The organism is Tahibacter amnicola, assembly GCF_025398735.1.
GTDB classification, from domain to species: Bacteria; Pseudomonadota; Gammaproteobacteria; order Xanthomonadales; family Rhodanobacteraceae; genus Tahibacter; species Tahibacter amnicola.
The window spans coordinates 3,448,901-3,471,802 of sequence record NZ_CP104694.1; the positions used below are offsets into that span (position 1 = coordinate 3,448,901).

A 22,902-nucleotide genomic window follows, 5' to 3' on the forward strand; every position below is an offset into this window, starting at 1 on the left:
ATGCTCGAGTTACTGAACCGGTACGCACACGGCTTGGCGGTCGTTCCGTTGGTGGACGCGCTCCGAGGGCGAGGCTGCCTGCAGTCCATTGCGGATGCCGTAGCGGTTCAGCCGGCTCTGTTGGCAGAAACGTTTCGCATCAATCCGGGGTATCTCGCGGTCGCCCTGCGCCTATTTGAGTCCCTGGGCTGGCTCAAGGCCCTTGACGACGGCACCTACGCACCGACGCCTGCATTCCGGGACGTGGACCTTATCCCCGACGATGTGATGACGGCGTACCGCCTACCATTCGAGCAGTACGCGCTGGATGATGACCCTGCACTGCTCGGATCCTGGCTGGAACGTTCGGCAGCGCGCTGGGGCGGCGATCACGACTACCTGGCGGACTATATCGACGGCACTTTCGTGATTCCGTTGCTGCTCGCCCTCAAGCAGAACACGCACGTCCGCCTCGTCGAGCAGGACTGCGAGGGCCGCAAGATATCCGTTCTTGATCTGGCGCTCGGACAGCGGACCCGTAACGAAATCGTGTCGCTGTTCTGTTCCCGGGGATGGGCGCAGGTCGCAGCTGATGGAACGCTCATTCTCACTGGCGCCGGCGACTACGTTTGGGGACGGATCCACATCACGGCGGCCTTCGCTTCCTACCGCCCGATGTTCCTGCGTGCGGAAGAGCTCTTGTTCGGCGATCCGAAGGCCGTTTTCACGTACGACGCGAATGGCCATGAACTGCATCTGGACCGCGCCCTGAACGTGCTGGGCAGCGGCTTCCAGCATGAAAAATACTTCGTTGACCTGAGCGCCCTGATCGTTTCGGTGTTCGATTCGACAGAGCTGGCCGAGCAACCCAGGTACATCGCGGATACGGGATGCGGCGACGGCACGCTTTTGCGGGAAATCTACGAAACCATCAAGCGCCGCACGCTGCGCGGCCGCTTCCTGGATCGTCATCCACTCGTGCTGATCGGCATTGACGCGAACGCCAAGGCGCTGGAGGCAACTGCGAGAACGTTGCAGAAGTACGAGCATCTGACGCTGACCGGCGATATCGGCGATCCCGCGGGTATCGTCGCAACGCTCGCCAGTGAGGGAATTGATGCGGACAGCGTGCTCCACGTTCGCTCGTTCCTCGATCACGACCGCACATACCGGCCTCCGACAGACAGTGCGGGCGTGGCTGGTTGGGAGCGGGTTCCCGTATCCGGCGTTCACATCGACGCCGACGGAAAACTGATTTCTCCGGCGCTGGTTGCGCAGAGCACCGTTGAGCATCTGCGGCGTTGGTCGGATGCTGCCGGCCGTCACGGACTGGTCATGCTGGAGGTTCACAGCCTGCCGGCGGCGACAACCGCACGCTTTCTGGACGAAGCGGAGAGTCTGCACTTCGACGCCTATCACGCGATGTCGCGGCAATTGCTGCTGGATGCCAAGACATTCCTGATGTGCGCGGCGCAGGCGGGCCTGTTCTGCGACGCCGGTGCCTGGCGCCGCTATCCGAAAACGCTGCCATTTGCGCGTATCAGCCTGAGCCTGCTCAAGCCACGGGCATTCTCGGTGCGATTCGCACGCGCCGATGATGATTCGCAGATCGCAATTCTCGAGCATTCCTGGCGTGCGGAAGAGGGGCTTGGCGAGCCTGTTCACGGCGTCGCAGCGGGGCCTGCTGTGACGGGCTTCCCGGAGGGGCAGTTCGTCGTCGTTTCTGACGGCCAGGTAGTAGCGTCCGCTACTTGTTCACGGCGTTCCGCGCGCGGCGAGCCAGGTCGCGACGGGGCATCGAGCCCGTTGCAGGCGGCACCGGAAGCCCTTCGACTGGAGACCGCGCGCTGGGCCGGCTCTGCCGGAACAGAGGTGGTGACGGTACTGGTCGACTTCATCGAGCAGTATTTCGCCTACGAGGGCGGCGGTATCGACAAGGCGGGCCTGGACGAGTGCAAGTCGATCGCCGTATTCGGCTCTGCGTTGACCTCGGACCATGGACGCCGTGTATCCAAGGGCGTCCGCCGCCTGAAAGCCGTGATTGGCACGTCGCCCGGCCTTGATCCGAGCCTGGCGGAAGCGGACCTCGCGACATTCGTGCTGCGGGCGATCGTTTCCGGACTGCAGCGCAAGGGCGTGTTTCTGGCCGGTAACGAATCCTACGAACGGGAGCGGTTCCGCGCTTTGCTCCGCGTGCCGCCCAAGTACGAGCGCTACATCGATTCCCTGTTGAATCGCCTGCGCCTGAGAGGACTTGTCTCTATCCAGGACGGGCGGATCACGTCTCATGCATCGATCGCCGCGTTTGCGTTGCGCGATGCCGAATCGGAGACGGCGGCCTTCGAGCGGACTTTTCCCGTTCGTCATCCGCATTTTGCGGAAGCGATGAACTTCGTACTGCCGATTCTTCGCGAATACACCCGGGTCATCGGCGGTGAGATCGATGCAGCGGCAGTGATGTTCGCGGGCGGCAATATCGACCGGTTCGGCGGCATCTTCCAGGGCGAGCCTGCATCGGAGTACTACAACCGGCTGGTCGTCGAAGCGGTTGCCAGCTACGTTCACGAAAAGCTGGCGTCGGCCGACCCGTCGCTCCCGCAGCGGAAGATACGCATTCTCGAGGTGGGCACCGGATCCGGAGCCACCGCCAATGCGCTGCTGCGAACGCTCGGGCAACGCCCCGAACATGTGGAACTGTGCCTGTCCGACATTTCGCCGGCCTTTCTTCGCTATACACAGCGGCGCTTTTCCGCGGCTTATCCCTGGGTCACCTACAAGGTGCTCGATATCGGTACTGATGTCGTTGCCCAGGGCATGGAGGCGCATTCGTGGGACATCGTCGTCGCCGGAAATGTGCTTCACGACACGCGAAACATCGTCTTTACACTTGAGCAGACGCGGCGGTTGCTCAGAGGTGGCGGGCTGCTCGTCGCTAACGAATACACCGAAGTCAAGGAGTGGCATTTTGCAGGCGGCGCACTGCTGCATGGCATGTGGCTCTTTGACGATCCGGAAATGCGCCTGGACCAGTTCTGCCTGCTGGGGGTTGAACAATGGCGGCATGCCATCGTCGAGGCAGGCCTCGTACCGCTCGACGCGCTCGCCCTGCCTTCGCAATCAATCACCGGCAGGTGCGGACAGTGCGTATTGCTGGCCGAAGCGCCAGCACACGTCGCGGAGCCGCAGATCGAACCGACGTCGTTGGACCCAGGTCCGGTGCCGGTGGCGTTCCCCGCTCCCGGCAATCATGCCGAGCCGGGTTCGATCCGTTCGTCCGGCCGTAGCGCTGTTGAATTGGCGGTCACTGTAGAAGAGCAGGTGCGCGCGCTGCTCGGCGTCGAGCGGGCTGATCGCTACTGCGCATCAAGCCCCCTGATGGAACTGGGTCTGGATTCGGTCGAGCTGGTCGAGTTGAAGAGTCTTCTCAGTGCCCGATTTGGCATCGCATTGCCCCCGGCGTTCTTGTTCGAGTGCGAAACGACGGAAAAGGTCATCGCGGGACTCGAGGCGCGGTTGCCAAAGTCGACACCTATTGCAGATGCGCCCAATGTCGGGCCGGCCGCTGCTGCACCCGTGGTGGTGGAATCGAAAGCCGGTGATCCGGGAGTCGGGGCGCCTGTGTCCCGTTCGCGACCTGCGCAGCCAGTCGCGATCGCCACGCCACACCGCAGCGCCGTCGAGGTTGCGGTAATCGTAGAGGAACAGGTTCGTACCCTTCTCGGCGTCGAGCGGGCTGCTCGCTACGCTGCGTCAAGCCCGTTGATGGAACTGGGGCTGGACTCGGTTGAACTGGTCGAGCTGAAGAGCCTTCTCAGCACGCGTTTTGGCGTTGCGCTTCCGCCGGCCTTCCTGTTCGAGTGCGAAACGACGGAAAAGGTCATCGCCGGGCTCCAGGCGCGGTTGCCGAAAGAAGGCACTGCTCGCGTTGCGCCCAACGGTGCACCTGTGGCGGTGGTACCTGGGCCGGTCTTCACTGAGTGCGTGGTGACAGAAACCAGACCGACCTTTTCCTCGTCGGAGTTGCAAGTGCCCGGCTCACGCAAAGCCGTGGCAGTGGTCGGTGTTTCCTGCCGGTTTCCCGGCGGAGCGAACTCTCCTTCGGAGTACTGGAACTTGCTGAGCAGCGGCCGGGAGGCCGTAGCGGCAGTGGATGGCCGCTGGCAGTGGCCGGCGACCGTCGATCTGGAGGGCAGCCACCGGGCGATCAATCAGGTGGGGCATCTGTGGCGGATCGACGAGTTCGACGCGCAGTTCTTTCGCATTTCACCGCGCGAAGCCGAGCTGATGGATCCGCAGCATCGATTGCTGCTGGAGCTGAGCTGGGAGGCGCTCGAAGATGGCGGCTACGCACCGTCGAGCCTGGGCGGAAAGAGTGTCGGTGTATTCATCGGCGTCTGCCACGATGACTATCGCGATCTGCTGGCACGGCAGTTGACGTCGATCGATGCCTACGTGGGCTCCGGCAGTGCGCGTGCCGCGATCGCGAACCGCATGTCGCATTTCTACGATATCTGCGGGCCCAGTGTGTCGATCGACACGGCGTGCTCCAGCTCACTGGTGGCCTTGCACTATGCGGTCGAATCGATCAACAACGGTGACTGCACGCAAGCCCTGGTGGGATCGGCCAACCTGATTTGTTCGGCGACGAACAGCATGGCCTACTACTCGGCGGGAATGCTGTCGCGGACCGGCGTCTGCAGCGCCTTTGATGCCAGCGCGGACGGGTTTGTGCGTGGCGAAGGCGGCGCCATGTTGCTGCTCAAGCCGCTGGACATGGCGATTGAAGCCGGCGACACCATTTATGGCCTGGTGATCGGCAGCGCAGTGGGGCACGGTGGCCAGTCCGCATCGCTGACCGCGCCAAAGCCGGCGTCGCAGGCCGCCGTGATCGAGCGCGCCATCCGCAAGGCCGGTGTCGACGTTTCCACGGTGCAGTACATCGAGGCGCATGGAACCGGCACCACGCTGGGCGATCCGATCGAGATCGCCGGCCTGGCCGAGGCGTTCGACCGACTGGGCGCGCGTGAAACGGCGCAGCGGAAGGCGTTCCGGTGTGGAGTCGGCACCGTCAAGCCGAGCATCGGGCATCTGGAGGCGGCCGCTGGCTTCGCCGGGCTGATCAAGGTGTTCCTCGCCATGCGAAACCGGCGCATGCCGAAGACATTGCGGTTCAATCGCTTGAATCCCGGGATCGACCTGACCGGAACACCGTTCTACATCGTTGCCCAGGATGAGCCGTGGAAGTGCCTGGTGGATGAGAACAACGCACCTCTTCCACGCCGCGCCGGTGTCAGCAGCTTCGGCTCAGGCGGCATGAACGCGCATGTGGTGGTCGAGGAGTATTGCGAGCCTGCGACCGCCCAGCTGCCCGCAGCCCCGCTTCCGTCAGCCTGTCTCATCGTTCTGTCAGCCAGAACGGCGGAGCGTCTGGACGAGCAGGCCCGCCGGCTTCTGGTGGAAATCTCATCCGGACGCTTCATTGACGGGCAACTGCGCGATCTTGCGTACACGCTGCAGGTCGGGCGAGCGCCGATGGAACATCGCCTGGCGTTTTCGGCATCGTCGATCGACGATGTGATTCGGAAACTGTCGGCCTTCGTCGAACGCGGAACCGTTCCGTCTGCAAAGCCCGGAATTCACGTGGGCAACGTGAAGGAGAGCCGCGAGGTCATTGCTGTCCTGAACGAGGATTCGGGTCTCCAGGCTGGAATTTCTGCGGCTGTTGCCGCCGGCAAGTACACCAAGCTGCTGGACCTGTGGGTGCGGGGCTTGTCGTTCGACTGGGAGGTGCTGTACGCCGGTTCGGCGCAGCGTCCGCGCCGGATATCGCTGCCGACGTACCCGTTTGCGCGCGAGCGCTACTGGGTGCAGGCGGAGGAAGGGTTCGCCGCGGAGGCGGGCGCCACGTCGCACCTGCACCCGCTGGTGCACCGGAACAGCTCGGATCTGCAGGCGCAGCGTTTCAGCACGGATTTCACCGGTGAGGAGTTCTTCCTGCGGGATCATCGCGTGCAGGGATCACCGGTGTTGCCGGGGGTTTGTTACCTCGAGATGGCGCGGGTGGCGGTGGAACACAGTGCCGGCCGGCGTGTGAACGTGCTCAGGGACGTGGTCTGGACGCGCCCGTTGCGCGTGTCGGAGCGCTGCGAGGTGCAGCTGGAGGTGTATCCGGCCGGTACGGACGAAGCGGAGTTCGTGGTGTTCTGCGGCGACAGCGAGTCGGGCCTGCACGCGCAGGGCCGTGCGTCGTGGCAGGAGCCATCGCGGGTGTCGGCGCAGCTGGACCTGGCGAGCCTGCGTGCGGGTTGTGTCGACGTGCTGGACCCGGAAGCGTGCTATGCGAGGTTCCGCGCGATGGGCCTGGATTACGGTCCGGCGCACCAGGGCCTGAGCTGGGTTGGCCGCGGCGTGAACGGCGTGCTGGCGCAGGTGCGCCTGCCGGTGAGCGTGGCTGCGACAGCCGATGCGTATGTGCTGCATCCGGGCCTGCTCGACAGTGCGCTGCAGGCCTCGGTGGCGCTGTGGAACCAGGACGGTACCGGTGCGGCACTGCCGTTTGCACTGGATCGGCTGGAAGTGCACGCGGCGATTCCGGCCGAAGCATGGGTGCAGGTCCGGGATATGACACCAACCGGCAGCCGCGTGCAGAAGCTCGATGCGGTGATCTGCGATGCGTCCGGCCGTGTGTGTGTGCAGCTGACGGGATTGGTACTGCGGCGCCTGGAGCCGGCGGTGCCGGCGCGGACGCTGCTGCTGGCGCGGCGCTGGCAGGCGCAGCCGGCAGCCATCGGCACGGGTGCCACCGGCGGTGTGCAGGGTGTCATTGTGGATCCGGCCTACGCCGGCCATGTCGCCACACTGGCCCAGCGCGACCCACAGGTGCGCTGGAGCGTGTTGGCGGACGTGCCGGACGCGGCGGCGCGGGTGAACGCCTGGGGAGAACAGGTGTTGTCGCAGGTGCAGCAGCTGCTGCGCGAGCACCCGCGCGAGGCGCTGCTGCAGGTACTGGTCGCGCAGGACAGCGAAGCGGCGTTCGCGCTCAGTGGCCTGCTCAAGAGCGTGCAGCGCGAGAACCCGGATGTGGTGGGCCAGGTCATCGGCCTGCCGGCCACGGCGGATGTCGCGGCGATAGAGCGGGCGGTGGCGGAGAACCGGACAGTGCGCCGCGATGCGGAGATCCGCTACGTGGCCGGCGAGCGCCGGGTGTGTGTGCTGGAAGAGTTGCCCACCGCAGAGGGCACTGTGTCGCTGCCGTGGAAGGCGGACGGTGTGTACCTGGTGAGTGGTGGCGGTGGTGGCCTGGGGCTGCTGCTGGCCGAGGAGATCACCCGTCGTGCGCCGCGCGCGCGCGTGGTGTTGCTGGGTCGCAGTGCGCTCGATGCACAGCGGGCGGAACGGCTGGCGGCCTGGCAGGGCGAGGGGCGTCGGATCGATTACCGGCGTGTGGATGTGAGCGATGCGGGCGCGGTGCAGTCCTGTGTCGCGGCGCTCGTCGCCGAGCACGGCCGCCTGGACGGCGTGGTGCACGCGGCTGGCGTGCTGCGCGACAGCTTCGCGCGGAACAAGACCGCGGCCGAGCTGCAGGCGGTGCTGTCGCCGAAGGTGAATGGGGTGGTGAACCTGGACCGGGCGGTGGCTGGCCTGGATCTGGATTGCTTCGTGCTGTTCTCGTCGATGTCGGGCCAGGTGGGGAATGTGGGCCAGGCCGACTATGCCCTGGCGAACGCCTACCTGGATGGCTATGCGCAGGATCGCCAGGCGCGGGTGATGCGTGGCGAAGCGCATGGCCGGACGCTGTCGGTGAGCTGGCCGCTGTGGCGCTCGGGCGGTATGCAGGCGGAAGCGGCGACGCTGGCGTGGATGGCGCGCGAGGGGCTGGAGTCGCTGGAGAACGCGGCGGGCCTTGCGGCGCTGTATGCGGCATGGAACAGCGGTGAATCGCATGTGGGCGTGGTGGTGGGGCGTGGCTGGTCCGCGGATGCGGCAACGGCATCCATCGTCGCAAACGTGGCAAATGCCACATCGCTGGATGTGACACCCGTGGTCGATATCCATGGGGACGACACTGAAGCCCTGCGTGACCAGGCCGTGCGCTATGTGACGCGCCGCCTGGCGGCAACGCTGAAGCTGTCGCCGGACCGGATGGCGCCGGACGAGGGCCTGGAGCGCTACGGGATCGACTCGATCCTGGCGCTGAAGCTGGTGGACGAACTGGAAGCGCTGTTTGGTCCGCTGTCCAAGACGTTGTTGTTCGAATACCAGAGCGTGGCGGCGTTGACGGACTACTTCCTGGAGCGGCACCGGGAGACGCTGGTGGCGCAGCTGCGGCCGCGTACGCGTGCGGTGGCCGCAACACCGGCGGTGTCGGTCAGTGAGCCGATGCCCCGCGCCCGCGAGGCTCGGCCGGTGCGGACACGCGCGGTTGAACCACTGTCGATGCCCCAAACCGAAGGCATGGCCATCGCCATCGTGGGGCAGAGCGGTCGCTATCCGCAGGCGGCAACGGTCGAGGAATACTGGACGAACCTGAGCCAGGGCCGGGACTGCGTGACCGAGATTCCGCCGGAACGGTGGGATCATCGCCCGTACTTCGATCCGCAGAAGGGCGTGCCGGGCAAGACCTACAGCAAATGGGGCGGCTTCATCGATGGTGTCGATGAGTTCGATCCGCTGTTCTTCAATATCGCGCCGCGGGAAGCGGAGTTCATGGATCCGCAGGAGCGGTTGTTCCTGCAGTGTGCCTACGCGACGCTGGAAGATGCGGGCTACACACGGGAGCGCCTGCGCGGCGGACAGCCGCAGGGTGCGCGTGTCGGCGTGTTCGTCGGCGTGATGTACGAGGAGTACCAGCTGTACGGCGCACAGGCGCAGGCGGCGGGAGAGGGCTTTGCACTGGGCGGCAATGCCTCGTCGATTGCCAACCGGGTGTCGTATTGCCTGAACTTCCAGGGCCCGAGCCTGGCAGTGGACACGATGTGTTCCAGTTCCCTCACGGCGCTGCACCTGGCCTGCCAGAGCCTGCAGAACGGGGAATGCGAAGCGGCACTGGCGGGTGGCGTGAACGTCTCGGTGCACCCGAACAAGTACCTGATCCTGGCTCAGGGGCAGTTCGCCTCGAGCACGGGGCGCTGCGAGAGCTTCGGCCGGGGCGGTGACGGCTACGTGCCGGGCGAAGGCGTCGGTGCGGTGCTGCTCAAGCCGCTGGCGCAGGCGATCGAAGCGGGTGACCGGATTCATGGCGTGATCCGCGGCACGAGCATCAATCACGGCGGCAAGACCAACGGCTACACGGTGCCCAATCCACAGGCACAGACCCAGTTGATCGCGGAAACGTTGCGCAAGGCCGGCGTGGATGCGCGGACGATCAGCTATGTCGAAGCGCACGGTACGGGCACGTCGCTGGGCGATCCCATCGAGATTGCGGGCCTGACCCAGGCCTATGCGGCGCACACGGAAGAGCGCCAGTACTGCGCGATCGGGTCGGCGAAGTCGAACATCGGTCACCTGGAAAGCGCCGCGGGTATCGCCGCGCTGGCCAAGGTGCTGCTGCAGATGAAGCACGGCCAGCTGGTGCCGTCACTGCATGCGGAGGCGCTGAATCCGAATATCCCGTTCGAGCAGACACCGTTCCGCGTGCAGCGCACGCTGCAGGCCTGGAACCGACCGCAGCTGGAGGTGAATGGGCAGCTGCAGGAACAGCCGCGTCGCGCCGGCATCTCGTCGTTCGGGGCGGGTGGATCGAATGCGCACCTGATCCTCGAAGAGTACGTAGCGCCCGCGGAACCGCCGGCCTTGCCATTCACGCCGGATCGGCCGGCGCTGATCGTGGTGTCGGCACGCACCGATGACCGGCTGCGCGAACGCGTGCAGCAACTGCTGGCACACACGGCGACGCTGGAGGACGCCTCGCTGGCCAGCCTGGCCTACACGCTGCAGGTGGGCCGCGAAGCGATGGACCACCGCCTGGGCCTGCTGGTGACGAGCCTGGCCGAGCTGCGCGGCAAGCTGCAGCAGTACCTGGCCGACGACGCCGCTATCGAGGAGTGTTACCGGGGCGAGGTGCGCAAGCACCGCGAGGCCATGGCCCTGTTCGCGATCGATGCTGATCTGCGCGCGACCGTGGAAGGCTGGGTAACGAAGGGCAAGTACGACAAGCTGCTGGACGTGTGGGTGAAGGGCCTGCCGATCGACTGGGAGAAGCTCTATGCCGACGCGCCGGTGCGACCGCGCACACTGTCGTTGCCGACCTATCCGTTTGCGCGGGAACGCTACTGGGCAGAGACTGGCCTCGCGGCGCACGCAATGGCCGCTCAAATGCCGTCCGTTGCCGTCGATGCTGGGCCGGACAATGCCTGCAACCTGCTCGTCGAAGAATGGCGCGACAGCGAACTCAGAACAGGCGGCCAGTCGACGCACACCGTCGCTGTGCTGTTGTCGGATCCGCAGCTTCGCCAAGTGCTCGTCGAAACGCTGGAGCGCCTGGGATCTTCCATCCGCGTTGTCTTTCCCGATACGGACCTGCTCAGGTCGACCGGCGAGAACGGGCAATCGACTCCGCGATATGCCGACGCTTCGGCGGAGCGCTTCGCGGCGCTGTTTGCATCGGCCCAGATCAGTCACTTCGCGATCGATGCGGTGTGGTACCTGTGGCCGCTGGAAGACCAGGCGGTCATCGAAGACGACACGCTCGTTCTGCGGCTGCTCCAGGGAATGGTGCGCGCGGGGATGGGCAAGGGCAGGTTGCTGCTGGCGGCGGAGTATGCGTCGCCGCTGCAACGCTGTTACCTGGAGTCCTGGATTGGTTACGCCAATTCCATCCGTCGCACGCAGCCCGGGCTTGCCGTTGCTGTGGTTCATGGGCAGGCGCACGCCACGGATGATCAGAGTGGACGCATCGCCACGTGGGCGGCGCGAATGCTGGTCGAGCAGCAGGCTGATCACGTGGAAAGCGCGCACTATGCGGGCGGCCGACGCCAGACGCTCTTCACCCGTTCCAGCACGGCGCAAAGCCAATCTGCACGTCCTGCATTCCGCCATGGGGGCACCTATCTGATCACTGGTGGCCTGGGCGGGATCGGATTCGCGCTCGCGAAGCACCTTGCGGGCCGATACCAGGCTAGCCTTGTGCTGACCGGGCGCTCGGCAATCGACGACGACAAGCGGCGTCAGCTCGACACGCTGCGCGCCCTGGGTGGGAGCCCCCTGTACCGCAGCGCCGATGTGAGCTCTCCGGCGCAGATGGAATCGGCGCTTTCGGTGGCCGAGCATGAATTCGGCGCGCTGCACGGCGTGATCCATGCCGCCGGCAGCAAGGCCGGCGTGAATTTCCTGGATGCGGACCCCGCGGAGTTTGAAGCCGTCCTGTCCGCAAAAATCTCAGGCACGCGCGTGCTCTCCGGCCTGCTTCAGCACCGTGACGTCGACTTCCTTTGCTATTTCTCCTCCATTGCCGCATCGCTGGGTGATTTCGGTTCCTGCGACTACGCCGTTGCGAATCGGTTTGAACTGGCGTTCGCCAAATATGCCGCCCGGAACGCCATGGCGATCTGCTGGCCCCTGTGGAGCGATGGCGGGATGGGGCTCGGCGACGCCGCAGGCACCCGCATGTATCTCCAGTTGACCGGCCAACGGGCGCTATCGACCAGGGAAGGTATTGAACTGTGTGAATACCTGCTTGCCGAGCGCCAGGAGACGGGCGCTACGCACGCGCTGGTCATGGTTCCGCGAGCACACGGTACGACGCCTACAGACAACGAGCGTGCCAGCACGATCCGCTTGCCTCGCGATACCGATGTGGCTGTCGGAGCACGCACGGCCCCGGCGTTCGTCGAACGCGTGAAGCGTGATGTGGCGATACTGGCAGGCGAGGTGCTCAAGCTGCCGATCGAGCGACTGCACACCGACGACAGCTTTGCGGACCTTGGTTTCGACTCCGTTAGCCTCGTGGCGTTCGCCAACAAGTTGTCGACGCATTTTGGCCTGGATCTTCTGCCATCCGTGTTCTTCAGCTACTCCAGCGTCAATGCGCTGTCCGACGCGCTGGTTTCGCAGCGGTTGGGCGCCTTAGAGCACGCCTATCCGCAACAGGCGTCCCACGACGATGAAGCATTGTCCGCACTGGTCGTCGATTCCGCCAACGCCGGCGATCTGTCGTCGCGCCCTCGCGATGGGGAGCCGGGTCCTTCCGCTGCGCGGGAACCCATCGCCATTGTTGGCATGAGCGGACGCTTTCCGGGTGCACGCACGATCAGCGAGTTCTGGAACCTGCTCCTTGCTGGCACCAATGCGGTGGGCGAGATACCGGCGGATCGATTCGACTGGCGCCGCCACTATCAGCCCGGCAACCCGCTCCCGCCGGGGGCGATCAGTGCCAGGTGGCTGGGTGCACTCTCCGGGATCGACGAGTTCGACCCGGCATTTTTCGAGATTTCGCGCCCCGAAGCGGAGTTGATGGACCCGCGACAGCGTCTGCTCCTGCAGGAAGCGTATTCCGCATTGGAAGACGCAGGCTGTGGTGACGCCGGTGCCGACCCGCGGCGCGTGGGCGTCTTCGTCGGTGTGGAGCAGGGGGACTATCGGCAGTCGTCACCGCACAGCGAGAATTTCAGCGGAATTCATGACGGTATCCTGGCAGCCAGGCTCTCGTACTTCCTGAACCTGACCGGCCCCACGATGGCCATCAATACGGCCTGCTCCTCGGGTCTGGTGGCTTTGCACCAAGCCTGTATGAGTCTGCGTGAAGGCGGATGCGACAGCGCGATTGCCGCAGCAGCCAATCTACTGCTGACGCCGAAGAACTACATCGCCATGAGCCATGCGGGCATGCTCTCGGCAGATGGCCAGTGTCGCGCCTTCGACCGTCGCGCTGACGGCATTGTGCCGGGTGAAGCGGTCGTCGCCGTCGTGCTCAAGCCGTTGTCGCGCGCCCTCGCGGACAACGACAGGATCTACGCGCTCATCGAAGGCAGCGGGATCAACGGCGACGGCCGGACCAATGGACTGACCGCGCCCAACGGCACCGCCCAGGCCGAGTTGATCGAGGATGTATACCGGCGCGCCGGCGTTGCGCCGGACGATATCGGCTACATCGTTGCCCACGGCACCGGCACGCGGCTCGGTGATCCCGTCGAAGTCGGCGCGTTGAATCAGGTCTTTGCGAACAGCCGCAGGCGTGGACCCTTCTGCGCGTTGACCTCCACGAAGACCAATATTGGACACACGTTTGCTGCGTCAGGATTGGTCAGCCTCGTCAATGCGGTGCTCGCTCTCAGGCATGGCGTGATTCCGGCGAGCCTGAACTGCGAGGCGCTGAGTGACTATGTCGACTGGTCCAGCAGTCCGTTTTACGTCAATCGGAAGACCTCGACATGGCCGGATGACGCGGGCAGGCAGCGTTTCGCTGCCGTGAGCGCATTCGGCATGAGCGGCACCAATGCGCACGTTGTCCTGCGTGCATTCTCAAACGCCCATGCGGCGACCACGCCAACGCACGTGCCGAATATCCTGGTCCCGCTTTCCGCCAAGACCGAACAGGCTTTACAGAATCGCGCGGTGGACCTTCGGAACCTGCTACTGCAGCACCGCGGCGAGTGGACACCGGAGCAGATGACCGCTCTGAGCTACACGCTGCTTTCGCGCCGGCCGCATTTCCCTGTCCGCCTTGCGTTTGTCGCAACGGATGTGTCGCAGGCAATTGAGGTGCTGTCCGCAATCAGTGCCGGCGACGTTTCGCCTGCCGTTCGACGCGGCAAGGTTTCAAAGGGATTCTTGAAGGAAAGTGCAAACGCCGCGCAGGTCGCGCGACTGATCGCGGCGCTTGCGTCGCAGGCAGACGATGCGCGGGCTCATCGGGCGTCCCTGGAAGAACTCGCCCGTTGGTACTGCCAGGGCTATACCCTGGATGCTGAAGCGCTGTTCTCCCCGGGAGCACGGCAACTGCTGTCGCTGCCGACGTACCCGTTTGCGCGCGAACGCTACTGGGTGCAGGCGGAGGAAGGATTCGCCGCGGAGGCGGGCGCCACGTCGCAGCTGCACCCGCTGGTGCACCGGAACAGCTCGGATCTGCAGGCACAGCGTTTCAGCACGGGGTTCACGGGCCAGGAGTTCTTCCTGCGGGATCATCGCGTGCAGGGATCACCGGTGTTGCCGGGGGTTTGTTACCTCGAGATGGCGCGGGTGGCGGTGGAACACAGTGCCGGCCGGCGTGTGAACGTGCTCAGGGACGTGGTCTGGACGCGCCCGTTGCGCGTGTCGGAGCGCTGCGAGGTGCAGCTGGAGGTGTATCCGGCCGGTACGGACGAAGCGGAGTTCGTGGTGTTCTGCGGCGACAGCGAGTCGGGCCTGCATGCGCAGGGCCGTGCGTCGTGGCAGGAGCCATCGCGGGTGTCGGAGCAGCTGGACCTGGCGAGCCTGCGTGCGGGTTGTGTCGACGTGCTGGACCCGGAAGCGTGCTATGCGAGGTTCCGCGCGATGGGCCTGGATTACGGTCCGGCGCACCAGGGCCTGAGCTGGGTTGGCCGCGGCGTGAACGGCGTGCTGGCGCAGGTGCGCCTGCCGGTGAGCGTGGCTGCGACAGCCGGTGCGTATGTGTTGCATCCGGGCCTGCTCGACAGTGCCTTGCAGGCCTCGGTGGGATTGTGGAACCAGGACGGTACCGGTGCGGCACTGCCGTTTGCACTGGATCGACTGGAAGTGCACGCGGCGATTCCGGCCGAAGCATGGGTGCAGGTCCGCGACGTGACCGTGGCGGGCAGCCGCATGCAGGCGCTCGATATCGATGTCTGCGATGCCTCGGGCACCGTGTGTGTGCGTTTGCAGGGCTTCCGGGCCCGGGTGCTGGAGGCTGCACCCGTTGGCACTGGCCTCGATCGTCCCGACGAGGACGAATCGCCGCGCGAGGCGCTGACCTTGCTGCCGCATTGGGAACCGCAGTGGCCGCCGGTGGGCGCGCCATGGCCGTCGCCCGAGTGCCGGGTGTTGCTGATCGGTGCGACGCCACGCCAGCAACAGGCCTGGAGCGCACGTCATGCGCAGGTGCATTGCCTGAACATGGCTGCGGCGACCTTGATCGATGAGCTGGCCGGGCAGATCGCGACGCTTGGTGGTATCGACCATGTGGTGTGGATCGCTCCGCAGTGCACCGACGAGGACCTGATCGAGGCCCAGTCCGTCGGCGTGATCGGTCTGTTCCGGCTGGTAAAGGCGCTGTTGTCGCTGGGCCACGGCCGCTCGGCGCTGGCGATGAGCATCGTGACGCGGCAGGCGCAGGCGGTTCGCCGCGGCGATCGTCTCGACCCGGCGCACAGTAGCGTGCACGGCATGGTGGGTTCACTCGCCAAGGAGTACCCGCACTGGAAGATCCGCCTGGTGGACGTGCCGGCAGAGGAATCGACTGAAGCGGATCTGCATCGGGACGCCTGGCTGTCGCTGCCGGCAGATCCGCAGGGCGACGCCTGGGTCTACCGCGGCGGCGAGTGGTATCGGCAGCAGCTGTTGCTGTGCGAACAACCGCCGGCAACGGCGAGTGCGTACCGGCGTGGCGGTGTGTATGTCGTGATCGGCGGTGCCGGCGGCATTGGCGAAGTGTGGAGCGAACACCTGATTCGTCGCTACGACGCCCAGGTGATCTGGATCGGCCGGCGCGCACAGGACGCAAGGATCGCCCGCACGATCGAACGGCTCGCGGCGTTCGGCCCGGCGCCGCAGTATCTGCAGGCCGATGCGGCCGATCGTGTTTCGCTGCAGGCTGCCTACGAAACCATCAAGCGACGCTACGGGCAAATCCACGGTGTGGTTCATGCAGCGATCGCGCTGCTGGACCAGAGCCTCCTGCAGATGGACGAGGCGCGCTTCCGGCAAAGCCTGCGGGCCAAGGTCGACGTCAGCGTGCGCCTGGCCCAGGTGTTCGCGGAAGAACCACTGGATTTCGTGCTGTTCTTCTCGTCGCTGCAAAGCCTTTCCAAGCTGCCGGGCCAGAGCAACTACGCGGCCGGCTGCACGTTCAAGGATGCCTTTGCCCGGCAGCTGGGACAGCGCTGGTCGTGTGCGGTCAAGACGATGAACTGGGGTTACTGGGGCAGCGTGGGCGTAGTGGCCACCGATGACTACCGGGCCCGGATGGCACAGCAGGGCGTGGGTTCGATCGAGCCTGCGGAAGCCATGCGGGCGCTTGAAGGACTGATGCGCCACCGCTCGGAGCAACTCGCCTACGTGGCGATCGACAAGCCAGGGGCCGTATCCGTCGTGAACGGTGTGACCGAGCGCATCATCCAGTCGCAGAGCGATCTTACGGCACTCGGCGAAGAATCATTGCTGCGCGCGATCGGCCCGCGCGCACCGGCGGGCAACACGGCTGCAGAAGATATTTGCCATGTCATTGCGAACGCCGTTGTCGGGTTTCTGCGCAGACAATGCGAAAGCCTGGGGCCTACTGCTTTCCGACTGCTGGAAATCGGTGCAGGCGCGGGCGCAACCAGCGGGAAAGTTTTCGAACACATCGCGCAAGCCCGGCTGGCGGTGGTGGAGTATACGTGTACCGATAGTTCCGCGGGACTCGTCGATCGGGCCAGGCATGAGCATGCCGCCCTTGCACCCTACGCGACCCACCGCGTAGCGGACCTCGAGCGAGCGCTTGATCTGCAGGGAATCGCGGTTGCTGCCTACGATGTGCTCATTGCAACGAGCCTTCACGCCACGCAGAACATTCGCCACGCGCTGCGTCATGCCAAGGGTGCCTTGAAGGCCAACGGCCTGCTCGTGTTGACCGTTGCCACATCGCCGTCACTCCCTGCACAGACATGGGGGCAGATTCTCGCTGAGGAAGGATTCACTCCGGTTGTGACGCCGGATGCGGGTACAGGCCTGGAAAAGCCGGTTCTGTTCGCCGTCAGTGACGGTGTGATCCGGCAGCGCCTGCAAGGCCGGCGCCCCGGGGTGACGAGTGACGCCGTGCAGGTGCTCATGCCGATCAGACGCGAGGAAAGCACGCGTGCCGCGAGCGACGTACCTGTAGCTGTCGCTGTCGCCAACGACCTCGGGGCAAAGGTAGATACGGCGGTCCGTGGTGCGATCGCAAAGTACCTGCGCCTGAGCATCACTGATATCGACCAGGATGCCGCCTTCCAGGAACTCGGCTTCGACTCGATCAGTTTCGTCGACCTGTGCAATGCGCTGAACGAGCGCTTCGGTCTCGCGCTGAGCCCCACGGCGTTCTTTGAATTTCCGACCGTCGAGCAATACATCAACCACCTGGTCAGTGAGCACGGTCCGGCATTGTCGAAGGTGTTCGGAATCGATGCGTCTCCGACGGAGGTCGCTCCAGTCATCGGGCCAGCGCGATCCGTCGCGCGCGCGGTCACCCACCGGATTTCACGGGCGGGCACGGAGAACACCGAGGCGGAAGCCCAGGCGGTGCGCAGGCACGAGCCGATCGCGATCATCGGCGTCAGCTGTGCGTTCCCCGGCGCCGCTGATCTCGACACGTTCTGGAACGTTCTTGATTCCGGCACGCAGTGCATCACGGAAATCCCGTCGTCGCGCTGGGACTGGAGAGCGCTCTGGGGTGACCCCCTGGCCGAGCCGAACCGGACGAACGTGAAATGGGGCGGTTTCGTTGACGGTGTAGACGAATTCGATTCGCTGTTCTTCGGCATATCGCCACGCGAAGCGGAGCTGATGGACCCGCAGCAACGGCTTCTGCTGACACATGCGTGGAACGCGATCGAGGATGCGGGCTATTCACCCCGGAGTCTGCGCGGCATGCGCGCCGGGGTGTTCGTCGGAACCGACGACACCGGATACGGAAGACTGCTCGCGGAAATGGGCGTTGCGATCGAGTCGTACAGTGCGACCGGCGCCGTCTCGTCCATCGGCCCGGCACGCCTCAGCTTCCTGTTCGACTGGCATGGCCCCAGCGAACCGGTCGAAACTGCCTGCTCGAGCTCACTGGTGGCAATCCAGCGTGCAGTGGAAGCCCTGCGCCGTGGTGATGCCGAGCTGGCACTGGCCGGTGGCGTCAACACGATCGTGAGCCCGTGGGCGCACATCAGCTTCAACAAGGCCGGCATGCTGGCGGATGATGGCCGCTGCAAGACGTTTTCGCACGACGCGGACGGGTATGTACGCGCGGAAGGCGTCGGCATGCTGCTGCTCAAGACGCTCTCCGCAGCGGAACGCGACGGCGATTCCGTTTACGCGTTGATTCGCGGAGCGGGGATCAACCATGGCGGGCGCGTGGGTTCGCTCACTGCGCCAAATCCGCGCGCGCAAGCGGACGTCGTAAAGGCTGCACTCGCGGATGCGGGGGTCAAGCCGGGCGAGATCACCTATATCGAGGCCCACGGGACCGGTACGGCGCTCGGTGATCCCATCGAGATCCATGCCCTCAAGATGGCGTTCAAGGAATCGAACGAAGGGTTCGCATCAGTGGGCCAGGCTGTGTGCGGCATCGGCTCGGTCAAGACCAACATCGGTCATGCGGAACTGGCAGCCGGCGTCGCGGGCGTGATCAAGGTCCTGCTGCAGCTCAGGCACAGGACACTGGCGCGAAGCCTGAATTTCGATGCGATCAATCCGCATATCCAGCTCGACGGCAGTCCGTTCTACATCGTCGATGAACGCAGGCCCTGGGTTGCCCGCATGGACGACCGCGGCAACGAGCTGCCGCGAATCGCTGGCGTCAGTTCATTCGGATTTGGTGGCGTAAACGCACATGTCATTGTGGAGGAGTATCGCGGTTCTGCGCAGCATCGCAGCGACGTGGACGCCGCCGCGCCCGCGTCCGCGATGATCCTGCTGTCGGCAAGGAGCGCGAGCGCTCTGGAGGCACGATCGCGGCAGCTGCTGCGGCATATCGAGACCCGGCGCTACACCGACCAGGACCTCGATGCGCTCGCCTACACGTTGCAGACTGGCCGTGAAGCCATGGAGCACAGGCTCGCTTTCGTCGCAGGATCGATGGACGAGGTGCGACGCACGCTGGCACGAATTCTGGAAGCGGGTTCGCGCGACGACGGCGCGATCTTCCGCGGCGAGGCGGACAAGAATCGGGAGCTGACCGCCGTCCTCAATCAGGACGACGCGACGCAGGCACTGATGGAGGGCTGGATCGGAAGCGGCCGCAACACGGATGTGCTGAAGCTCTGGACCAACGGTGTGTCGCTCGACTGGCAGCGTCTGTACGAAACCGGTTCAGTGTTCGCCGGCAGAACGCGGCGCCGCCTCTCGCTGCCCGCGTATCCCTTCGACCGCGTGCGACATTGGCCCGACCTGGCGAAAAGCCGCCGCAGTCCCGCATCTGACCGCGATTCCGGCGCAGCGGCGTTCGACAGCAGCGTTTTCGTTCCCGAGGACCACCGGGTAAACGGCGTCGCGATTCTTCCGGCCGTCGCGCAGCTGGAATTGGCGCGCGCCGCCGTGATGCGAACTTTGCAGCCTGAACAGGCGCATCTGCGCATGCGGCACGTATCCTGGGTGCGGCCGGTGGCCGGCGAGGCATGCAGTGCTGTTCGGGTTGTGCTTGCCGGAGCAGTGAGTGACGACGCGACGTTCCGCATCGTTGCCGGCCCTGCTGGCGAAGAATGCGTGCTCCACGCACAGGGACGTGTACAGTGCGCCGCGCTCGCCGCGCCGCCTGCACTCGATCTCGACGCGCTGCAGGCCCGCATGACGGGTGAGCTGGCTACGGGCGCACAGTGCTACGCCGCGCTGCGGTCAACCGGCGTGCAGCACGGTCCGGCGTATCAAGCCCTCGTCGCCGTGTATCGCGGCGCCGATGAAGGGCTCGCGCGATTGAGCCTGCCGCAGCACGGGGCACTGTGTGGTGCGGAAGCGATACTTCATCCGGCCGTGCTCGATAGCGCGCTCCAGGCCGGTGTCGCGATTGTCGCGGGTGACATGACCAGGTTGGATTCTGCTGAAACGCTTACGCCGACGCTGCCGTTCGGACTCGACGAATTCGTGATGTATGCGGCGTGCCCCCGTGAGGCATGGGCGTGGGTACGTCACGCGAAGCCGCCGGTACGCGGCGACAGAGTCACGACGCTGGACATCGATATCTGCGACGACACGGGCGCGGTGTGCGTGGCGTTCCGCGGGCTGGCATTTGTCGCCGCCGGGCCGGCCGGCGGCGCCGGCGCGAGCGCGCATGAGACGGTACTGGCATCCCCGTCGTTCAGCTGCGCGCTGTCGAGCGCGCAGTTCTTCCTCGAAGATCACGGCAATGTGCTGCCGGCGGTGGTTTCCCTCGAAATGGCGAGAGCGGCGGGCGCCGCGAATGCGAACGCAGATGTCGTCGGTATCTCCCGGGTGGCCTGGTCGGCGCCCGTGACGGTATCAACGGGTTCCCGCACGATGGACATCCGATTGACAGGCGACGCGCGCGAACCGGACTTTGAGATCGCTGTAGGCGCATCCGGGTCCGGCGCGCCTGCCGGGCATGTTCACGCCCGCGGCACCTTGCACGCCGGCGAGACGACGAGCAGGCCGACCGTTCCGGTTGTGGATCTGGATGATGTGCGTTCCCGATGCCCATTCCGCGTTGACGGCGACGCGGTCGGCGGACGGGCGCTGGTGCAGGCGCACGGTACGCGTATGCGCGCGATCGAGCACCTGGTGCACAACGACACCGAGGCGCTCGCGCGGCTGCGACTGCCGGAAGCGGCGGGATCCTGCGCAGATTACGTGCTGCATCCGAGCATGGCGCACGGCGCCATCATGGCCGCCGTCGGATTCGGCGTCGTGCTGGATGGCGGAGAGAATGCGCTACGGGTCCCCGCCGCGCTCGACGCGGTGTGGATCTATGGCGCATTGCCGCCAGCGTGCGATGCCTACGTTCGCCTGCGCGAGGGGAAGCCCGGATTGGCGCGGGTCTTTGATATCGACATGGTGGATGACGGTGGTAGCTGTGTGATGGCGTTCCGAGGGTTGTCGCTCGCGTCGTCTGCGGGCGGGCCGGAGAATGGACTGGTCCTCGCGACGCCGTTCCGTGCACGCGAGCCGTTGACCGAAGCGCGCGATGCAGAGACTCCCGATTCGACGGTGTTCGTGCTGCTCGACGACAGCACCACGCTGTACGAGGCACTGGCCGCTTGTACGGAAGGCGAACCGGTCGTGCAGCTTCCGGCCGGGCATGCGAATGCGGGACAGGCTGCTGAAGAGGTAGCGCTCGCGCTGCTCGATGTACTGCGGGAGGTGATACGCAGCCCGGTGCAGCACGCACGTGGCCTGTGCGTGCTGGTCAGCGACGAGCAACCGTCACGGGTGTACGCGCCGCTGGCTGGCATCCTCCGCAGCGCACAGAAGGAGCAGGCACGACTTGCCTGCCGGATCGTCCGTTTCGGAGCCGATGAGCGCGCCGATCCGGCACGGCTGCTGCAAATTGCGCGGTCGGAGCTTCGCTCCACGCGGGGGGATGTGGAGATCCGCTACACCGCAGGTGAGCGCGAGGTCATCGGCTGGCGCGAGAGTCCGCCGGCGGTTGGCGTCCACGAGCCGGGGTTCGGTCTTTCCGGTGGCACCGTGCTGATCACGGGCGGCCTCGGCGCACTCGCACAGATCGTCGCCCGTGGCTTCAAGGCAGTGCCTGGCATCAAGCTGGTACTGGCAGGCCGCTCCGACCTGGGCGAGCGCGAGCGCGGCGCGGTGAATGCGTTGCGCCGGGAGGGGCTGGACGTTTCCTATGTCTGCTGCGACGTGACCGACGTGTCACGGCTCACTTCGGTCGTGAATGACGTGCAGACGGTGCACGGCAACCTGGTTGCGGTGTTCCATTGTGCCGGCCTGATCCGCGACGCCTACCTCGCGCACGTGCAACGCGATGACCTTCTGCAGGTGATGGCGCCGAAGATTCGCGGAACAGTCGCACTGGACGAGGCGACGCGGAACCTGCCGCTGCAACTGTTCGTACTGTTCTCGTCGCTATCGGCCGTGGCGGGAAATGCGGGTCAGGCAGCGTATGCCGGCGCGAATGCGTTCATGGATGCATTCGCGCACGATCGCAACGAACGCGTTCTGCGCGGGGAGCGCCACGGACACACGGTATCGATCAACTGGCCGTTGTGGAAGGACGGCGGCATGGCGGTCAGCGCTGCGGCGGCCAGCGCAATGTGGCTCCAGGCTGGGCTTCGGCCAATGGATGCGGCGACGGGCCTGGATGCGCTGGGTGCTGCCATTCTGCAGCGCAAGGCGCAGGTGCTCGTTGCCTACGGTGACGTCGGGAAGATTCGCGGACGCATTCTGGGGTCGGAGCCCGTTGGCGCTGCATCGGAGGCTGGCGCCGCTCCGGGCACGGTCCATTCATCAGCCAGCGGTTCGCCTCATCCTTTCAAGGATGGAGATAGGGTGGGGAATAGGGAGGAGCGCGTCGTCGCCGCGCTGACGGAGTCGCTTGCGCGCCTGCTGAAGATGGAAGTACACGCGTTGTCCCCGGAGGTGGAATTGTCCCGGTATGGCTTCGATTCGATTGCGATGCTCGAATTTACGAGCGTGCTCGGCCGCGAACTGGCCATCGAGCTGAGCCCGACGGTGTTCTTCGAAAATGCCAACGTCGCCAGTCTCGCGCGCTATTTGCTGAGACATCACGGGGCGTCGCTGCGGCAGACGTTGGAGGGTCGCGCAGAACCACGGTCTTCTTCAGCGCAGTCCCCACGACTGGAAGTGCTGCGGCAGCACACACCCGCGCAGGTTCCCCCGAGCGCTCCCGTTGTGAGGGATCGCTATAGCGGCACAGTTCCCGGCGTCGCTCCGGCGGAACCGATCGCGATCATTGGCATGAGCGGTCGGTTCCCTGGAGCCGCGAGTGTCGATGAACTGTGGCGGCACGTTTCCGCCATGAACGACCTCGTCAGTCCTGCGCCGGTTGATCGATGGGAGGCGTGGACGCGCGCAGCGGAGGCAGGCGCTGGTTCCGCGGAATACCGGGACCAC

Annotated in this window: 1 protein-coding gene (running past one end of the window); it reads left to right on the forward strand. The window is 65.4% G+C overall.

The annotated features are described in order from the left end of the window. A protein-coding gene (locus N4264_RS14275) for an SDR family NAD(P)-dependent oxidoreductase (RefSeq protein ID WP_425508273.1) crosses the window boundary here: on the forward strand, window positions 1-22,902 show its 5' portion. It continues 8,397 nt past the right edge of the window; only the first 22,902 of its 31,299 coding nucleotides appear in the window; the start codon lies at window positions 1-3; its stop codon lies off the right edge, out of view.